Annotated in this window: 11 protein-coding genes and 1 tRNA gene; 10 read left to right on the forward strand and 2 right to left on the reverse strand. The window is 71.4% G+C overall.

The genetic code is table 11. The features are described 5' to 3' along the window. Window positions 1–261 precede the first annotated feature (261 nt). From AB0K14_RS21205 to AB0K14_RS21230, 6 genes are all read left to right on the forward strand, one after another. Window positions 262–1,155 (forward strand): fibronectin type III domain-containing protein, encoded by an 894-nt coding sequence (locus tag AB0K14_RS21205; protein WP_360463193.1) that lies wholly within the window; start codon window positions 262–264, stop codon window positions 1,153–1,155. Window positions 1,156–1,336: 181 nt separating this feature from the next. After that, window positions 1,337–3,784 carry a tetratricopeptide repeat protein gene (locus AB0K14_RS21210; protein WP_360463191.1) on the forward strand — a complete coding sequence of 816 codons (2,448 nt, stop codon included), beginning with the start codon at window positions 1,337–1,339 and terminating at the stop codon, window positions 3,782–3,784. Between the two features lie 45 nt (window positions 3,785–3,829). Continuing rightward, complete coding sequence (locus AB0K14_RS21215) at window positions 3,830–4,360, forward strand: GNAT family N-acetyltransferase (protein WP_360463189.1); 531 nt, start codon at window positions 3,830–3,832, stop codon at window positions 4,358–4,360. A gap of 183 nt (window positions 4,361–4,543) precedes the next feature. Next, window positions 4,544–5,698: an acyl-CoA dehydrogenase family protein gene (locus tag AB0K14_RS21220; RefSeq protein ID WP_360463186.1), complete on the forward strand. Its 1,155-nt coding sequence runs from the start codon at window positions 4,544–4,546 to the stop codon at window positions 5,696–5,698. Window positions 5,699–5,871: 173 nt separating this feature from the next. Further along, entirely contained in the window at window positions 5,872–7,017 is a 1,146-nt protein-coding gene (locus tag AB0K14_RS21225; RefSeq protein ID WP_360463211.1) for a BMP family ABC transporter substrate-binding protein, read from the forward strand. Between the two features lie 198 nt (window positions 7,018–7,215). Beyond that, window positions 7,216–7,398 (forward strand): hypothetical protein, encoded by a 183-nt coding sequence (locus AB0K14_RS21230; RefSeq protein WP_360463183.1) that lies wholly within the window; start codon window positions 7,216–7,218, stop codon window positions 7,396–7,398. A 46-nt stretch (window positions 7,399–7,444) separates the two neighbouring features. On the opposite strand, the gene AB0K14_RS21235 is transcribed toward AB0K14_RS21230, so the two are convergent. After that, window positions 7,445–10,378: a BTAD domain-containing putative transcriptional regulator gene (locus tag AB0K14_RS21235; protein ID WP_360463180.1), complete on the reverse strand. Its 2,934-nt coding sequence runs from the start codon at window positions 10,376–10,378 to the stop codon at window positions 7,445–7,447. 116 nt (window positions 10,379–10,494) lie between these two features. Here AB0K14_RS21235 and AB0K14_RS21240 point away from each other — a divergent pair, with 116 nt between their 5' ends. Further along, window positions 10,495–11,136 carry a response regulator transcription factor gene (locus AB0K14_RS21240; protein WP_360463177.1) on the forward strand — a complete coding sequence of 214 codons (642 nt, stop codon included), beginning with the start codon at window positions 10,495–10,497 and terminating at the stop codon, window positions 11,134–11,136. Between the two features lie 48 nt (window positions 11,137–11,184). Here AB0K14_RS21240 and AB0K14_RS21245 read toward each other — a convergent pair whose 3' ends face one another. Beyond that, complete coding sequence (locus tag AB0K14_RS21245; RefSeq protein ID WP_360463174.1) at window positions 11,185–12,039, reverse strand: DUF4253 domain-containing protein; 855 nt, start codon at window positions 12,037–12,039, stop codon at window positions 11,185–11,187. Between the two features lie 290 nt (window positions 12,040–12,329). Between AB0K14_RS21245 and AB0K14_RS21250 the strand changes: the two genes are divergently transcribed. The 3 genes from AB0K14_RS21250 to AB0K14_RS21260 all read left to right on the forward strand — a co-directional run. After that, window positions 12,330–12,401 (forward strand) — tRNA-Gly (locus tag AB0K14_RS21250). A gap of 22 nt (window positions 12,402–12,423) precedes the next feature. Continuing rightward, the gene (locus AB0K14_RS21255; RefSeq protein WP_360463171.1) at window positions 12,424–14,736 is read left to right on the forward strand and encodes a hypothetical protein; all 2,313 of its coding nucleotides are present in this window, start codon (window positions 12,424–12,426) and stop codon (window positions 14,734–14,736) included. A gap of 308 nt (window positions 14,737–15,044) precedes the next feature. Next, window positions 15,045–16,995, forward strand: a 1,951-nt coding sequence (locus AB0K14_RS21260) for a tetratricopeptide repeat protein (RefSeq protein ID WP_364338524.1), incomplete at its 3' end; no start/stop codon positions are given.

Here is a 16,995-nt window from a genome sequence, read left to right on the forward strand (position 1 = left end):
AACACCTGACAGGGAGGTCATATTGCTTGTTTGGTCAACACTGAAGCTATGAAGGTCACCGAGGATAGGTGACACGCGGTCGGAATGTGGTTGCGTCGCAATGACGACCGTTCTGTGGCAGGAGTGCGCTTTCGTTGTGGCGTGGTGTGTCGGCGTTGATCGGCATCGTTTTTCGCTTGCTGCGGCTGAATGGTTCACACGCAAAGACGTTGATGTGCGGAACACTGTCCGTGGGCGAGCGAACACGGAGGGGGCATAAAGTTGCGCAAAAAATGGAACCCATTTCGCGTCACCGCGTGGTCACTGGTCCCGGCATTGGTGGCCGCCGGGGCGCTGACGGGGGCCGCGGGTTCGGCGTCGGCGCAGACGACCGCGGTGCGGATGAGCTACGCCTGCACGACCTCCCTCGGACCGGACGTCGGGCTGACCGTGTGGGTCGTCGGCGGCCTGCCGGACGAAGGCGCGGGCCTGAACACCGTCGCCAGCCACGACTACGCCCACATCGACGTGGACCTGGACCTGCGCGAGCTGCGCCCGGCCATGACCTTCGCCGGCGGGGTGCGCCTGGACGGCGACAGCACCGCGACGCTCGACGCGAGGATCATCGGCCCGGACGGGACGCGGACCACCCAGGCCGCGTTCACCCTCGCGCCCACGTGGCTGACGACCACCGAGAGGACCGCGGTGCGGGCCGCGGGTTCTTTCCCGGTGCAGCGGCTGAGCACACCGGGCTCCTACGACCTGCGCGTGGACGACCTGACGTTGACACTGCGCCCCGAGCGCGCCGACGGCACGCCCCTCGGCACGGTCACCGCGTCCTGCTCGCACGACCCGGCGCAGAACGACCTGCTGGGCACCGTGTTGTCGCAGGCGGCCCACTTCGAGCGGCCACCGCGCCCGAGCTGGTTGCGGGTGGTCTCGATGACGCCGACGTCCGTGACGCTGGACTGGGAGGGCTACTCCTGGTGGAACCCCACCAAGGGCTACGAGGTGTACCTGGACGGAGGGCACACCGGCCTTGTCACTGAGGAGCAGGTCACGCTGACGGGGCTGACCCCGGACAAGCAGCACCGGGCGAAGGTCGTCACCGTGGACGTGCAGGGCATCCGCTCGACCATGAGCCAAGGCCTGATCTTCACCCTGCCGCGCGCCTGACCCGCGCGCGTCTCCCGATCACCGGGGTCCGCCGCTCGGCGGACCCCGGCGCCACGACAGGGTCGGCATGCGCGCGTCAGCCACTCGCGACGAGCTGTCGGGAAGTCCGCCTTGATGAGCTACGCCACTGGCACGATGGGCCCGACCGGGCTTGGACAGAACTCCTCTGGAGGGTGCCGTCGTGGAACGCGGACCGGTTCGCGACGACGGTGAGGGCGAAGCGCGCGTCGTCAACCACCTGGAGTCGGGCTACGGCCACATCGTGCAGGCGGGAACTGTCCACGGCGGCGTCCACTTCCACACCACGACGATGTCCGCCGATTCGTCGATCATGCGCCCCACTTCGGCCGGTATGCCGCTGGTGCCGAGAACCCTGCCGCAGGATCTCGCCGACTTCACCGGTCGTGAACGCGAACTCCGCCAACTGCTCAATGCCGTCGAGCAAGCCTCCGGCGGTGGTGCCACTGCCGTCGCCATCCATGCCATCGACGGCATGCCCGGCGTGGGCAAGAGCACCCTGGGCGTCCACGCCGCCCACACCCTCGCCTCGAACTACCCCGACGGCACGCTGTTCCTCAACCTCTGGGGCCACACCCCCGGGCAGAAACCCCGCGATCCCTTCGACGCCCTGCACGCGCTGATGGTGGACATGGGGGTGCGCAACGACGTCCTCGCCCGACACGGCACCCTCGATGATCGCACGCGCCTGTGGCGCAGCGTCGTCGCCGATCGCCGGCTCCTGATCCTGCTCGACGACGCGGCCGACCACCACCAAGTCACCCCTCTCGTCCCCGGCACCAGAGGAAGCCTGGTGCTGATCACCAGCCGCAACCGCTTCCCCGAACTCGACGGTGTCCACCCCCTCACCCTCGACGTCCTCCCACCCTCCGAGGCCACCCGGATGCTGCTGCGCCTGGCCCGCCGAACACCCGACCCGGCCGAAGCCGAGCAGGTGACCCGACTGGTCGAGTTGTGCGGACGACTGCCGCTGGCGATCGCCATCACCGCGTCCCAACTCCGTGCCCACCCGGCCTGGCCCGTCCGACACCTCGCGGACACCGTCGCCGCCCAACTCGCCCAGGACGCCGACAAGCTGGAGGAATTCGACTACGGCGACCGTTCCGTCGAAGCCGCCTTCGACACCAGCCACCACGACCTGACCTCCCGGCAACAGCAGATGTTCGCCCTGCTCGGCGTCCACCACGGCCCCGAGATCGACGTCCCGGCCGCCGCGGCCCTCGCGGGGATCACCCCCACCCGCGCACGCCGCACGCTCGACGCCCTGCACATCCGCCACCTCGTCCAGGAAACCGGCCCGGAGCGCTACCGCCTGCACGACCTGCTCCGCGCCTACTCCCACACCCGCGCCACCCGACTGTCCCCCGAGCACCGCGGGCAAGCCACCACCAGAGCCCTCGACTACTACCTGCACACCGCGCACACTGCCACCCGCCTCCTCCCAGCGCGCCGCCCGCGCAGCACACCGATCGCTCCCGCTCCCCCGGCACACCCCGTTCCGATCACGACCACGGACCACGCCTTCGACTGGCTGACCACCGAACTACCCGTTCTCGTCACCGCCGTCGAGCACACCCACACCACGCACCCGACCCACACCCTGGGCCTGTCGACCGCGCTCTACCCGTACTTCCGCGCGGTCGGGCACTGGCACCACGCCCGCGCCATGCTGCGCACCGCCCTGACCACCGCCACGCGAACCGGCGACCTCCGCGCCCAAGCCTCCGTGTTGAGCGATCTCGGCTACGTGTACCGGAGACAAGGCGACCTGGACGCCGCCACAGCCACTCTGACCCGGACCCTCCAGCTGTACACCCGTACCGACGACACGCCCGGACAGGCCGCCACGCTCACCGACCTCGGCTACGTGCACCTGTTGCGAGGCGAGTCGGACAAGGCCGTCGACACTTCGAGGCGCGCGGTGGACCTGTACGCCCGCAGCGACGACCTGGCGGCCCGCGCCAACGCGCTGAACAACCTCGGCTACGTGCACCTGCTGCGGGAAGAGGCCGACGAGGCGGGCGACACCCTGGCGCAGGCGGTCGAGGTGTACCGCCGCAGCGAGGATCCGTTGGCACGAGCCAACGCGCTGAACAACCTCGGCTACGTGCACTTGCTGCGGGGGCAGACGGACCGGGCGGTCGACACGCTGGAACGGGCGCTGGACCTGCACACCCGCAGAGGAGACCTGCTGGGACAGGCGAACGCGCACCTCGGCGTCGGCATCGCCCACCACCGACGACACGAACCCGAACCCGCCCGTTCCCACCTCACCCGCGCCTTGCACCTCTTCACGCGGGGCGAGGACATCGACGCCCAAGCCGAAACCCACAACGCACTGGGTGACCTCGCCCTCGACCACCCGGAGAGCGGATCCGCCCACAACCACTACACCACCGCCCTCGGGCTCGCCCGCGCCTGCGGCACCAAACGCCACGAAGCCAACGCCCTCATCGGTGAAGCTCACTGCCTCCACCACGCGGGCGACACCCTCCAAGCCATCTCACGCCTCCACGAAGCACTGACCGTCCAACGTGCGATGAACACCCCGCAGGCAGCCCGGACCACCCGCCTCCTCGCCACCCTCGACCCCGAACGGCCACGCCCCTGACGGCTGTGCCCAGCCGAGTCAACGGCGCGTGGGAGAGTTGCTGTCATGGCAGTCGGGAGGACGCCGGGACGCGAGGTCGCACTCGAGACGGGTCGCCTGCTGCTCAGGCCGTGGCGGGTGGCCGAGGCTGTCGTCCTGCGTGAGCTGTGGACCGAACGTGATCCACGAGTGCCGCCGCACCGCCGGATCGATGCCGAGGGGCACCCCACGGTCGAGGAGCTCGAAGACTCGATCCGGACCGACCTGTCGTCGTCCCGGCTACTGGCGGTCGAGCGGAAGGCCACTCGTGACGTCGTCGGCTACTGCGGGTTGGTCGGCGGTCGAGGTTCGGAGGGGGAACCGGAACTCGCGTTCGAGCTGCTGCGCCGGGTCTGGCGTCAGGGATACGCGACCGAAGCCTCGGCGGCGGTCCTGGACTGGGCGAGATCGTCCGGGTACGAACGTCTGTGGGCCACGGTCTGGGACTGGAACACCGCTTCTCGCCGTGTGCTGGCCAAACTCGGGTTCACCGAGACCGGGCGGAAGGAGGTGGACGCGGTCCACGGGACCACCCTGTTCACCACGAAACGGCTCTGACCCGGTCGGGCCTGAGGGCGGCTCCGCTGTCGAGCCGGCTCCTGACGCCAGGGGCTGTAGAACGAGCGATGGGCAGCCTCGACCGCGCCCGTGTCGCGCAGGGCCGGGGTCGAGCCGGCCCGCTCACCACCCGTTCCACCTCGACCACCTGCACAGACGCTCACGCGGGAGGACCTGGAAACCATGACCACGCCGATGTCCGACGACCACCCGCTCGGCCCACCACCGGACGAGCGTTCGTGGGTTCGGGTGGCCGCAGACCTGGCCACCGGTTTCGCCGCGACCACCGACCAGTTCGACCGGACCGCGCAACTGCCGGTCGCGAACCTGCGGGCACTGCACGGCAGTGGCCTCGACCAGGCCACCCTGCCGCGGGAGTGGGGCGGGCAGTCGCTGAGCTACCGCACCGTCGGCGCGGTCCTGCGGGTCCTCAGCGCCGCGGACCCGTCCACCGCCTGCCTGTGGCTGATGCACATCGGCGCCGCCGAAGGCCTCGTGCGCCACTCCACCCCCGACGTGGCCCGCTACTACGCCGACGAGCTCATCGCGGGACGCCGTTTCGCCAACGCCCTGTCCGAACCCTCGGGCGGCAACCAGTTCCTCTCGCCCCAGCAGGTCGCCGAACCCGTCGACGGCGGGTACCGGCTCACCGGCGCGAAGCGGTTCGTGTCCGGCTGCGAGATCGCCGACCACTTCCTCATCAACGCACTCGTGGACGGCCAACCCACCCTGTTCGGGCTCGAACCGGACCCCACCGTGACCTTCGAACCACAGGACACCCTGGGACTGCGCGCCACCCGCAGCCACCTGATCGGTCTCAACGGCACCGTGCTCCGCTCCGACCGACGCTGCCCGCCGTCCTCGCGGCCCGGGCCCAACCACATCGCCGCCGGCCTGGCCTGGCTCTCACTCGGCATCGCCGACACCGCGCTGGACACGCTCATCCGCTACGCGCGCACACGAACGCTGCCCTCCACCGGCCAACCCCTGGCGGCCGAACAGCACCTCCAGTTCGACGTCGCCAACGCCGTGCTCCAACTCGAAGCGGCCGCACTGGTCGCCCACAACAACGCCTGGCTCGCCGACCGGAACTCCCCCGACTTCCTGCCCACCGCGATGCGCGCGAAACCGACGGCCAACCGCGTCGCCCGCGACATCGCGCAGCTGTGCCTGCAAGTCGGCGGCGGATCCGGCTTCGTCGCCACCTCCCCGATCCAACGGATCTTCCGCGACGCGCAGACCGGCTGGCTGATGGCCCACTCGGTGGAGTTCTGCCTCAACCACATCGGAGCCGCCGCCATGCTCGCGGCTCCCGAACGGCCCGACAACCCCGATTAGCCCTTCCGAACCGGGTCTGCCGGACGGGTGGCCGAACGCCGTTCCCAGCAGATGAGCGCCCACCCGGATGATCACGGCGAGAAGGTACGGTCCGTCGCGAAAGCCCTGATACGGCCATCGGGGACGGTTGTCTGCTCGATGAGCAGGGAGGGAGACGAGCCGTGCGCCGTCCTGTGTTCGGCACCGCTGTTGCCGCGATCGCGCTCACCAGTCTCATGGTGTCGAGTGCCTGCGCGAAGGACCCCGGTGGCGGGACCACCGGCTCGACCGACGTCGCCGGTGCCGCCTGCGAGTTCGCGACGCCGCCCAGCCCGCCCGCCACCTCGGACACCAGTGCCGCCGTCGGCGAGGCCGAGGACCGGAAGGTCGACGGAAGTGCGCTGAAGATCGGTTTGGCCTACGACATCGGTGGTCGTGGCGACGCGTCGTTCAACGACCTCGCCGCGGCCGGGTTCGACCGGGCGATCAAGGACCTGGGCATCGAGCGGGGAAACACCCGCGAGCTCTCCGCCGCCCCGAACGAGGACGAGTCGGTGAAGCAGTCCCGCCTGCGCCAACTCGCGCGCGAGGGCTTCAACCCGATCGTCGGCGTCGGCTTCGCCTACACCGAGGCGTTGAAGGTCGTCGCGCCGGAGTTCCCGGACGTCCGGTTCGGTCTGGTGGACTCCGCCGTGGAGGGCGCGGCCAACGTCACCCCGCTGGTCTTCGCCGAGCAGGAGGGGGCGTTCCTGGCCGGCGTCGTGGCCGCGTACCAGAGCAAGAAGTGCCACATCGGCTTCATCGGCGGCGTCGACATCCCGCTGATCCGGAAGTTCGAGGCGGGCTACGTGCAGGGTGCGAAGGCCGCCGCGCCGAAGATCGTGGTCGAGACGAAGTACATCACGCCGGCCACCGACTTCACCGGCTTCCAGGACCCGGCGAAGGGCTCGGAGACCGCGAAGGGGCTCATCGACAAGGGCGCGGACGTCCTCTACCCCGCCGCCGGCGCGTCCGGCATCGGCGTCTTCGCCGCGGTGAAGCAGGCTGGTGTGCTGGCGATCGGGTGTGACGCCGACCAGTACAACCAGCCGGCGCTCGCGGACAACAGGGACGTCATCGCCGCGTCGAGCCTCAAGCGCGTCGACGTGGCCGTCTACGACTTCTTCGAGGCCGCCGCGAGGGATGACCTGGCCTCGCTGCCGGACGTCTTCGACCTCAAGGTGGACGGTGTCGGTTACGCCACGTCGGGCGGCCGGATCGACGCGGAGCTGCAAGGGATCCTCGAAGGGTTCAAGGCCCAGATCATCGAGGGCAGGATCAAGGTCGCGGACAAGCCGTAGGCCCTCGGTTCACGGCCACCCGACCCCTGCGGACGCCGGTCCCCGGCGGGCAGGTGTCGGGTGTTCGCCTGACAGTGCGGCGGCGTCGGCGTTCCTAGGATCCAGGGCGAGGTTCAAGGAGTCGCCTTCGCTGACGGGCACGGACTGGAGGGAACGTTTCGGATGAGGCTGTGGAACCGATCGGTGGTGGTGGGGGTCATGACCGCGGCGATGGCGTTCGGTGCTGTGGCACCGGCGCTGGCGCTGGACGACAACCGCGAGGTGTCGGCTGGTCGTGGCACGGACGTCGTGGCGGGCTCGGCGGCGAACGCGGGTGCCGGCTCCGCGGAGGGCGCCGAAGTGGGTACTCAGGGCCGGAAGTGGGGTTTCCCCTGGTGGTGACGGCCGCGACCTCGTGAGCCCCGGGACGGCGTCCGGTGGTGAGGTCTCACTCGGTCGCCCGGGCGGCGCGCGCATCGGCGTTCTCGCCCAGGCGGTCGAGGATGCCCGCCTCCGCCGAGTGGTTGCCGATCTGCCGGACGAGGTCCAGTGCCTCGTTGTAGTACCGGTCGGCCTGCTCGTGCCGCCCCGCTCGCGCGTGCAGGGTGCCGATCTCGCGCAGTGCCTCGCTCTGCCAGCGCCGGTCGCCGTTGCGCTGGAAGAAGGCCAGTGCCCGGTCGAGGTACCCCGCGGCCCGTCGCTCGTCGCCGAGTCGCGTGTGGACGCTGCCGAGGTTGGCCAGCGCGACCGCTTCGCCCTCGCGGTTGCCGATCTCCCGGTACAGCTCCAACGCGCGTTCGAGGTAGGTCTTCGCCAGGTCGGGAAAGCCGGTGCCGGCGTACATGTCACCGATGTTCAGCCGGGCGCGGGCTTCGATGTTGCGGTTGCCGACGTCGTGGGCGAGCCGCAGCGCCTGGTGGAGGTACCGGCTCGACGCCTCGTCGTCCCCGAGTAACGAGTGGCCGTTGCCGAGGGTCATGAGCACTTGCATCTCGCCGGTGGGGTCGTTGGTCCCCGCGCAGATGGTCAGCGCGCGTTCGCAGTGGTTGATCGCCTCGTCGTGCCGCCCCAGCTGGAACACGGTCGTGGCCAGGTCGTTGAGGACGGTCACGGTGAGCAGCGGGTTCGCGGAGTGGTCGAACAGTTCGAGAGCACGTTCGAACTGTTGCGCCGCGTAGGGGAGGTCGCCCAGGTACCACTGGGTGCGGCCGAGGTTGCGGGTGGCGCCCGCCTCGGCGACGGGGTCGGCCGTGGCACGTGCGGCGGCGACGGCGTCGGTGTGCAGTGCCTCGGCCTCCCGGTGCCGTCCCTGTTGTTCGAGGTACCGCCAGAGGATCAGGGACAGGTCGCAGGTGTGGGCCGGCCAGCCCTCCTGGGTTGCGGCGGAGAGCAGGTTCGGGGTCTCCCGGTCGAGCCAGGCGCGGGCCGCCGCGACGTCGTGCCCGAACGGCAGGTGACCGGCGCGGGGACGCTCGACACGTGGTCTGCGGTCCCGCTCGTGCGGGTCCAGCAGGTTCACCGCCTCCGCGGCGGCGTGGCGGAAGTGGTCGAACAGGCCGGTGAGCGCCTCGTACCGCGCGGCCGCGGGTTCGTCGTCCTCGGCACACGCGCGGGCGTGGGCGCGGAGCAGGTCGTGGAACGTGTAGCGACCGGGGCCGGACTGCTGGAGCAGGTACTCGTCGGCGAGCTGCTCCAGCACGGCGTCGGCGACGTCGACGTCGAGGCCCGCCAGCGCGGCGGCCGCGTGCGAGTCGATCTCGACACCGGGGTGCAGTCCGAGCAGCCGGAACACCCGTCGCTGGTCCGGGGTCAGCGCCCGGTACGACAGCGTGAACGCGGTCGTCACCGCGTGGTCGGCGGCCGCCGTGAGCGCGGCGAGCCTGCGCTTCTCCCTGGTCATCCGCTCGACGAGGGACCGGATGGTCCACTGTGGACGACGTTGGAGGTGGGCCGAGACGATGCGGATCGCGAGCGGCAGGTGCCCGCACAACCCGACCAGGTCCGTGACGGCCCCCGGTTCGTCGGCGACCCGCGCCGCGCCCACGATGGCGACGACCAGGGCCACCGCCTCCCGCTCCGGCAGCACGCCCAGCTCCACCGGAACGGTCCCGTCGAGGTTGGTCAACCTGCGGCGGCTGGTGACGAGCACCAGGCAGCCGGGGCCACCGGGGATCAGCGGTGCGACCTGCTTGACGTCGGCGGCGTTGTCGAGGACCAGGAGCAGCCGCCTGCCCGCGACCTCGGTCCGCCACATCGCGACCCGCTCGTCCACGGAGGACGGTATCCGGTCGCGGGGCACGCCCACCGTGCTCAGCAGCACCGCCAGGGCGTCCTCGGGGCTGGTCGGGACCCGGTCGGGGGTGAAGCCGTGCAGGTCGACGAAGAGCTGGCCGTCGGGGAACCGGTCCGCGAGCGCGTGCGCGGCGTGCACCGCCAGCGCGGTCTTGCCCACGCCGGCCATGCCCTCGACCGTCGAGATCACCACCGTCCGCGCCGCCGCGCCCATGGCGACCAGCCGTTCCAGCTCGGCGGGTCGGCCGGTGAAGTCCGGCACGTCGTACGGCAACGTCCTGGGCACCGTGCGGCCACGCGTGGGCGGCACCTCGATGGGGTGGAGCCCTGGTGCCGCGCGCGGTGCGGCCGGCTCCGGGTCGTCCCGCAGGATGGCGGCCTCCAGCTCCCGCAGCTCGGCGGGCGGGTCGAGGCCGAGTTCGTCGGCGAGGTACCGCTTGGCCCGTCGGTAGCAGGTCAACGCGTCGGCGGAGCGGCCGGCTCCGTGCAGGGCGCGCATCAGCTGGCCGACGACCCGCGTCCGCCCGGGGTGTTCGCCGACGAGGTCGGTGAGCTCGCCGACGAGCTCGCCGTGCCGGCCCAGGGACAGGTCGAGCTCCAGCCGTTCCTCCAGCGCGAGGAGCCGTCGCTCGTCCAGCCCTGTCGCCGTGTCACGCACCAGCCTGGCGCGCAGGCCGGCCAGCACGGGCCCGCGCCACAGGCCCAGGGCCGCGCGCAGCACCGCGCTCGCCTGATCCGGATCGCCCTCTTCGGCGCGGGCCCGGGCCGTGCGCACGCCGTCCTCGAACCGGTCCACGTCCACGACGTGCCCGTCGGTGTCGAGCCGGTAGCCGGCGTCCTCGGTGACCACGATCCGGCCCGGTGCGTCACCGAGCGCCTTGCGCAGCGCCCACACGCCGTTGCGGACCTGGTCCCGGGCCGACGGCGGCGGGTCGGTGTCCCACACCGCGTCCACCAGCCGTTCCAGCGGGACCACCCGGCCGCGGTGCAGCAGCAGGACACCCAGCAGTGTGCGCTGTCGCAGGCCGCCCACTCGCACCGTTGTCCCGCCGTCGACGACCTCAAGCGGTCCGAGCAGACGAAACTCCATCAAGTCCCCTTCAGCCTCCGACCCCAGGGTAGTGGCGGTTCATGATCATCCGATATCCGTTGGAGAGGTCGACCGGACAGGCTCACCACCAGTGCGTGTGACGGTGAGGGGGACCTGTGACGACGGCGGTGATCGTGGACGACCACGCGGCGATCGTCGCGGGCGTCGGGCAGTGGTGTGCGCAGGCGGATCCACCGATCGAGCTGCTCGACACGGGCGGCAGCCTCGCCGGTGCGTGGACCGGCCCGGGCGCGGCGGCCGACGTCGTGATCCTCGACGTCGAGCTCTCCCGCAGCCAGGGCGCCACCGCGCTGCGGCGGCTCGTCGAGGCCGGCAGGCGGGTTGTCGTGTACGCCCAGCACCCGGATCGGGGCGCCGCGGTGCGGTGCCTGGCCCTCGGCGCGCACGGGTGCGTGCCGAAGTACGAGGGCGCCGACCGCCTCGTGCCCGCGATCCGCGCGGCCGCCGCGGGCCGGACCTACCTGAGCCCGGAGCTGAGCGGCGCGGTCCTGGCGGACTCCGCCACGCGGCCGAAGCTCACGCCCCGTGAGCTGCAGGTGCTGCGCGCCTGGTTCGCCGCACCGTCCAAGCAGCTCGTCGCCGACGAGCTCTACCTCAGCGTGAAGACCGTGGACACCTACATCCAGCGGGTCCGGACGAAGTACGCGAACGCGGGCCGCCACGCGCCCACCAAGAGCGACCTGGTGACACGGCTGCTCGACGACGGCTTCATCTCCATCGGGGAACTCACCGCTTGAGGGGCGCGCGACGGCACACGGCGGTGGACCCGGTCGGGTCGGCCGCCCTCAGTCCCACCAGAACGTCCACGAGTGGTCGTCGACGAGGCGTTCGGCGTAGGCGGCCAGCGTGCAGGGGTCCTGCCCCTGCCAGATGTTGTCCGGGCAGAAGGCGAAGTGCTCGGCGGCGACGGCCAGTGCGGCCTCGCGCGTGGTGGGTGGGCCGGCGACGCTCAGCACGAGCGTGGCGGGCCCGACGCCGACGACCCGTGCGCCGAACCTGTCCTCCCAGCCGCGCAGCACGGCCGAGATCTCGGCGGTGTCACCGGTCTGGTTCGTCGCACCCGTCCAGCCGGCCCTGGTCACCGCGTCCGCGACGCGGTCGGTCGCCACCAGCCCGAGGCGGAGCGACGGGTGGCCCGCCAGGAGGTGCTCGGCGAGGCCGTCGGCGATGCGGTCCACGTCCCCGACCGAGGGCGGGGTCGTTGCCGGGCCCGGCCAGGTGGTGCCGAACGGGGCGGTGATGGCGGCGCGTTCGGCCGCGGTCAGCGTGTCGTCGGGGTCCTCGGCGGTGTGGTCGGTCCACCACCGCGCGAGCAGCACGGCCGGGTCGTGCCCGTCGGGTGAGGACATCACGTCGGGCCGCACGTCACCATTGCCCCACGGGCGGTACTGGGGATCCTCGTCGTCCGCCGCGTCCAGCAGCAACGGCCACAACCCGGACCGCTCGTGCTCAGCGCGCAGCCGCGCCCACAGACCCGCCGCCGCCGGCCCGTCACCGAGCCAGAACGCGGGACGCCCGGAACCGCCCTGCGGGGTGACCGGGCGACCGGGTGGCAGCGGGACGGACAGCGACCGGCCGGCCTCGGCGCCGTCGGCGAACAGCGCCCGGACATCGGCGGGCAGCGGCGGTTCGGAGATCACGAGGCGGATCGTAGTGCGGGAGCGGGAACGACGCGGAAGTCAGCGAACAACGGCCCGCTCCACCACCCTCTTCGCGGCACGTGCGCGTTCTGGGAGCGGTCGGCTCACGCTTGCGGATCGAGGTCGGCGTCGTGGACGAGCAGTGCGATGTGGACGCGGTTGTCGAGGTCCAGCTTGGTGAGGATGGCCGCGGCGCGATCAGCTCGGAGTCGCCGTGGAGGTCGGCGGTCATGGTCCTTCGGGTAAATCGGGAGCGGCCTGCGTGCGTGGTCGATACGATCCGCCCACCTCATGGAGTAGATCAGTGGCAGATCGCCCCGCTTCCAACGGGGAGGGCGCGGGTTCGATCCCCGCCTCCATGTCCGATCAACCGTGGAGTCCGCAGTGTCCGACCAGGTCCACACCGCTTCGTCCGGCTACGCGACCGGTCAGCTGGCGCGGGCGCTGGCCGCGGCGGTCTCCGCGGGTACCGAGGCCGACCGCGAGCGGGCGCTGCGCAAGCTGCGGCGCTGGGAGGACGTCGTCAACGGGATGGCCGACGGCACGCTCACGGTCGGCTCCCGCACCCCGGTCGCGGACACCCCGGCATGGGTGACGCTCGAGGTCGCGCACGGCGGGTTCGCGACCGGCCGGTACCTGGCCGAGGTGCAGCTGTCCGAGGACGAAACGGCCCGCGTCGCCTCCCTCCCGGACGACGTGCCCGGCAGGAACGAGCGGGAACGGCTCAACTCCTGGTACCTCGGCGACGCCGGCCAGGCCGAGCTGCTGGACGCGATCCGCAGCGGGCACTACCGGGTCGAGGTTCCGGAGGACGCGGCGCTGCCCGTCGTGGCGTTGCTGCTGGACAAGGGTTTCCCGGAGCAGGCGCTCGACCTGGTCGCCGAACTGCGCCCGCTGATGCACCGGCTGCGGCTGACGCCACGGTTCGAACCGGTCGCGCGGCCTTCGGATGCCGCCGTCCGCCTCACCTCGGTGAAGGAAGCCGCCGCGTCGCTGCGTTCCGCGCGGGTGCCGGTGCAGCTCGCCAGGATGCGCGACGCGCTGACCGTGTGGGATCCGCTGTACGACCGGTTGGTCGCGCTGTGGTGCCGCACCGTCGACGACGAGCTGCCGCACCTCGATGAGAACGGGACCGTACGCGGCGGCTGGCCGTGCCGGACGTGGCCCGCGGACTGGACGGCGGCCAGGACCGAGTGGCTCGCGGACTTCGCCGAGACGTCTCGCACCCACGCACCCTCGGGCAGGCAGACCAACCCGAAGAGCAACTTCGCGAGACTGCGCAGCGCACTGGAGTCCTGCCCGGACGGCAGCGACGCGCTCACCGCGCGGGAGGTCGGCTGGATCCGCCGCGTCATCGCGAGCACGGTGACCCACCGGGGCGCTCCGGGAACCGGACAACGCAACGCGTGGCGCACCGCCCGGGTGGCCACCGTCGCGGCGCCGACGCACGCCGCACTCGCCGGCGTGCTCGCGGGCAGGCTGGACCGGTACCCGGCGGACGGAGGCCTGCCGTCGCTCGACGTCGCGGCGGCCGAGGTGTCCGAAGCCGAGGCGACCGACGAAATCCCCTGCGGCACGACGATGCCGGACCACCTGGTGCACAAGGCGGCGCGGTCGCTCGAAGCACCGGTGGACGAGCTGGTGCGCCTCGGCGTCATCACGTCGGGGGAGACGCTGGCGATCGTGCTGCCGCAACTCACCTCACGGCTGCTGAGCGCGGCGATCGACGACCCGGTCGTGGCGGGGCTGCACGAGCAGACCTACACGGCGTTCCGGCGTCGTCGCGGCCTGCTGCTGCTCAACCTCGAACACCAGGTGCGGTTCACCGAGCTGCCCTGGGTGGCCGCGCTCGCCCCCTGCCGCTCGCCCAAGCCGGACAACGCCGCGGCCGCACATCGCGCCCTGCGGCAGACCACGATGCTGGCGCTCACCGCGTTCCCGCACGCACTGCTGCCGAACCCGCTGGTGACCGAGCTGAGGACGCTGGCGAAGCAGGCGGGGCTGGAACTGCCGCTCGTGGAGGAAGTGGCCGCGGACATCTTCATGGGCACGTTCACCACCAAATGGCGCGATGCCGGCGCGGTGGCGAGCCGCCTGCTGGCCGGCACGCTCTACGCGAACTACTACGACCTGCCGACAGACTGGCCCAAGCCCCCGCGCAAGGGGAGGTTGCGTTGGGGCAAGCACACCGCCGAGGACTTCTCGGCGCTGTGCCGGGAGCGGGCGGGCACCTCCGGCGGCTCCACCGCGGCGAACGGCATGGTGCTGGAGCAGAGCCAGATCCTGACCACGCACAACCTCGCCGTGCTGGTCGACGGCCTGGACCTGACCGACGAGCTGCGCGAACGCGCGCCGGAACTCGCGTGGCAGGCGTTCGGCTGGATCGTCCGCAGGCTGACCCAGCGCGCGGCCCACCGGCACGCGGCGCTGATCCAGGTGAAGAACGCGGCGTACGCGTGGCGACAAGCCCTGTTCCTGCTCGCCTTCTGCGAGCCCGCCGTGCAGCTCGCCCACGCGGAAAGGCTGGCGGGCGAGGCGCGCGGCACCGCACTCGAACCGGCGGTCGAAGGTCTGCTGCACGTGCTCCACGGCGGCCGTTTCACGCCAACCGGAACCGTGCAGCACGGCACGGCCGTGCGGTTCCTCGGCTGGACCGAGAACAAACACCCGCTGCTGACCCCCTCCGGCCGCAGCTGACCCGGATCTGCAGCAGACCGGGGGCAGCCGCACCGGCCACCGAGAGCCGACAACGCGGCACCAGGGCCGTCGAGAGGGTCCTGTACACGCGGAACCGTTCGCGAACGTTCGCGTTGCTTGAGCATTCACGTCAGGTGAGTGCTCGCTCGGCGGAATGAGCGGATCTTCGCCTGATCTCGAATTGGTGGTTTCCGCAGTTGTGCGTTGTGCTCGGTTGGTGGGTCGGTTGTGGTGGCGGGCGGGTGTGGTTGTCGAGGGGTTCGGGGTGGGTGTTGGCTGGTTCTGACGCTGCTGGTAGGCCGGGCTCGGTGACCCAGGAGGGCACGGCCTCGGGCGGGTCGGTGCTCAACCAGGCGGGGCGGGACGTCAATGTCAGTGTCCAGGCGCCGTTGGTGGTGCCGCGGATGGAGTCGGTTGCCGCGGTTCCGGGTGTTGGTCGTGTTCCGGTGGGTTCGGGTGTGTTCGTGGGCCGGTTGGGTGAGTTGGCGCGGTTGGAGGCCGCCGTCGCTGGGTCGGGCGGTCGTGCGGTGGTGGTGGCGGTGCACGGTCTGGGCGGGGTGGGTAAGAGCACTCTGGCCGCGCGGTTCGCCGAGGTGCACGCCGGGCGGTTTTCGCCGGTGTGGTGGGTGACGGCGGATTCGTCGGCGGCGGTCGAGACCGGGTTGGCGGAGCTTGCTGTCGCGGTGGCGCCGGAGGCGGCGGTGTTGCCGTCTGAGCAGCGCGTGGAGCTGGGTGTGCGGTGGTTGGCGACCCACGAGGGCTGGTTGCTGGTGCTGGACAATGTGACCGCCCCGCGGGACGTGGAGGGCCTGTTGGGCCGGGTGCGGACGGGGACGGTGGTGGTCACCAGCCGTCGGGGTTCGGGGTGGCGGGGGATGGAGACCGTGCCCCTGGACGTGCTGCCGGAGCGGGAAGCGGTGGAGTTGCTGGTCCGGGTCGTGCGGTCGGAGTGGTCTGACGCCGACCTGGACGGAGCCGATCGGTTATGCGCGGAGTTGGGCCGGCTGCCGTTGGCGGTGGAGCAGGCGGCCGCCTACCTGGCCCAGACCCGCATCACCCCCACCGCCTACCTGGAGCGGCTGCGGGAGCATCCGGTCAGGATGTTCACCGCGACGGCCGAGGGCGGTGACGCGCAGCGCACGATGGCACGGGTCTGGCACGTCACCCTCGACCACCTCGCCGACACCCCCACCGCCGGGCAGGTGCTGCGACAGCTGGCCTGGTACGCACCCGACGGCATCCCCCGCACCCTGGTGGGTGCGGGCGGGATCGTCGGGGAGCCGGAGCTGTCGGAGGCACTGGGCAGGCTGGCCGCTTACAACATGATCACCCTCACCACGGACACGGTGTCCGTGCACCGTCTGGTCCAAGCGGTCACCCGGACCCCCGACCCCACCGACCCCCACCGGCAGCCCGCGGACATCGCCGCCGCCCGTGACGCCGCTACCGCCGCTCTCACCACCGCTCTCGCCGGACAACCGCACGATCCCGCCGCCTGGCCCACCTACCGGACGGTCCTGCCCCACGCACGAACCCTGTTCGACCACACCACACCCGACACCGACACCACCCACACCAGCTGGCTCCTCAACGAACTGGGCCGCTACCACAAGGGCCAAGGCGACGTCAGCACCGCCATCGCCCACCACAGCCGCGCCACCGACAGCCTCCACCGCCTCCACGGCCCCGACCACCCCGACACACTGACCTCACGCAACAACCTGGCCGCCGCCTACGACTCGGCGGGCGACCTGAGTCGGGCGATCCCACTGTTCGAAGCCACTCTCACGGACAGCGAGCGTGTGCTGGGTCCCGACCACCCGGAGACGCTGCTCTCGCGCAACAACCTGGCCGCGGCCTACGACTCGGCGGGCGACCTGGACCGGGCGATCCCGCTGTACGAAGCCACCCTCACCGACCGCCAACGAGTACTGGGTCCCGACCACCCGAGCACACTGACCTCGCGCAGCAACCTGGCCACCGCCTACGACTCGGCGGGCGACCTGGACCGGGCGATCCCGCTGTACGAAGCCATCCTCACCGACCGCCAACGAGTGTTGGGTCCCGCCCACCCCGACACGCTGCTCTCGCGCAACAACCTCGCCTTCGCCTACAAGTCGGCGGGTGATCTGGGTCGGGCAATCCCGCTGTACGAAACCACCCTCACCAAACTCGAGCGAGTGCTGGGCCCCGACCACCCGCACACGCTCGTCTCGCGCAACAACCTTGCCGACGCCCACCAGTCGGCGGGTGATCTGG

This window comes from Actinosynnema sp. NPDC050801 (assembly GCF_040673975.1).
GTDB lineage: Bacteria > Actinomycetota > Actinomycetes > Mycobacteriales > Pseudonocardiaceae > Actinosynnema.

Bases quoted from the DNA above. Each gene is read 5' to 3' on its own strand.
- AB0K14_RS21215 (WP_360463189.1), top strand. From the start codon at position 3,830: ATGGCAGTCGGGAGGACGCCGGGACGCGAGGTCGCACTCGAGACGGGT.
- AB0K14_RS21220 (WP_360463186.1), top strand. From the start codon at position 4,544: ATGACCACGCCGATGTCCGACGACCACCCGCTCGGCCCACCACCGGAC.
- AB0K14_RS21230 (WP_360463183.1), top strand. From the start codon at position 7,216: ATGACCGCGGCGATGGCGTTCGGTGCTGTGGCACCGGCGCTGGCGCTG.
- AB0K14_RS21235 (WP_360463180.1), bottom strand. From the start codon at position 10,378: ATGGAGTTTCGTCTGCTCGGACCGCTTGAGGTCGTCGACGGCGGGACA.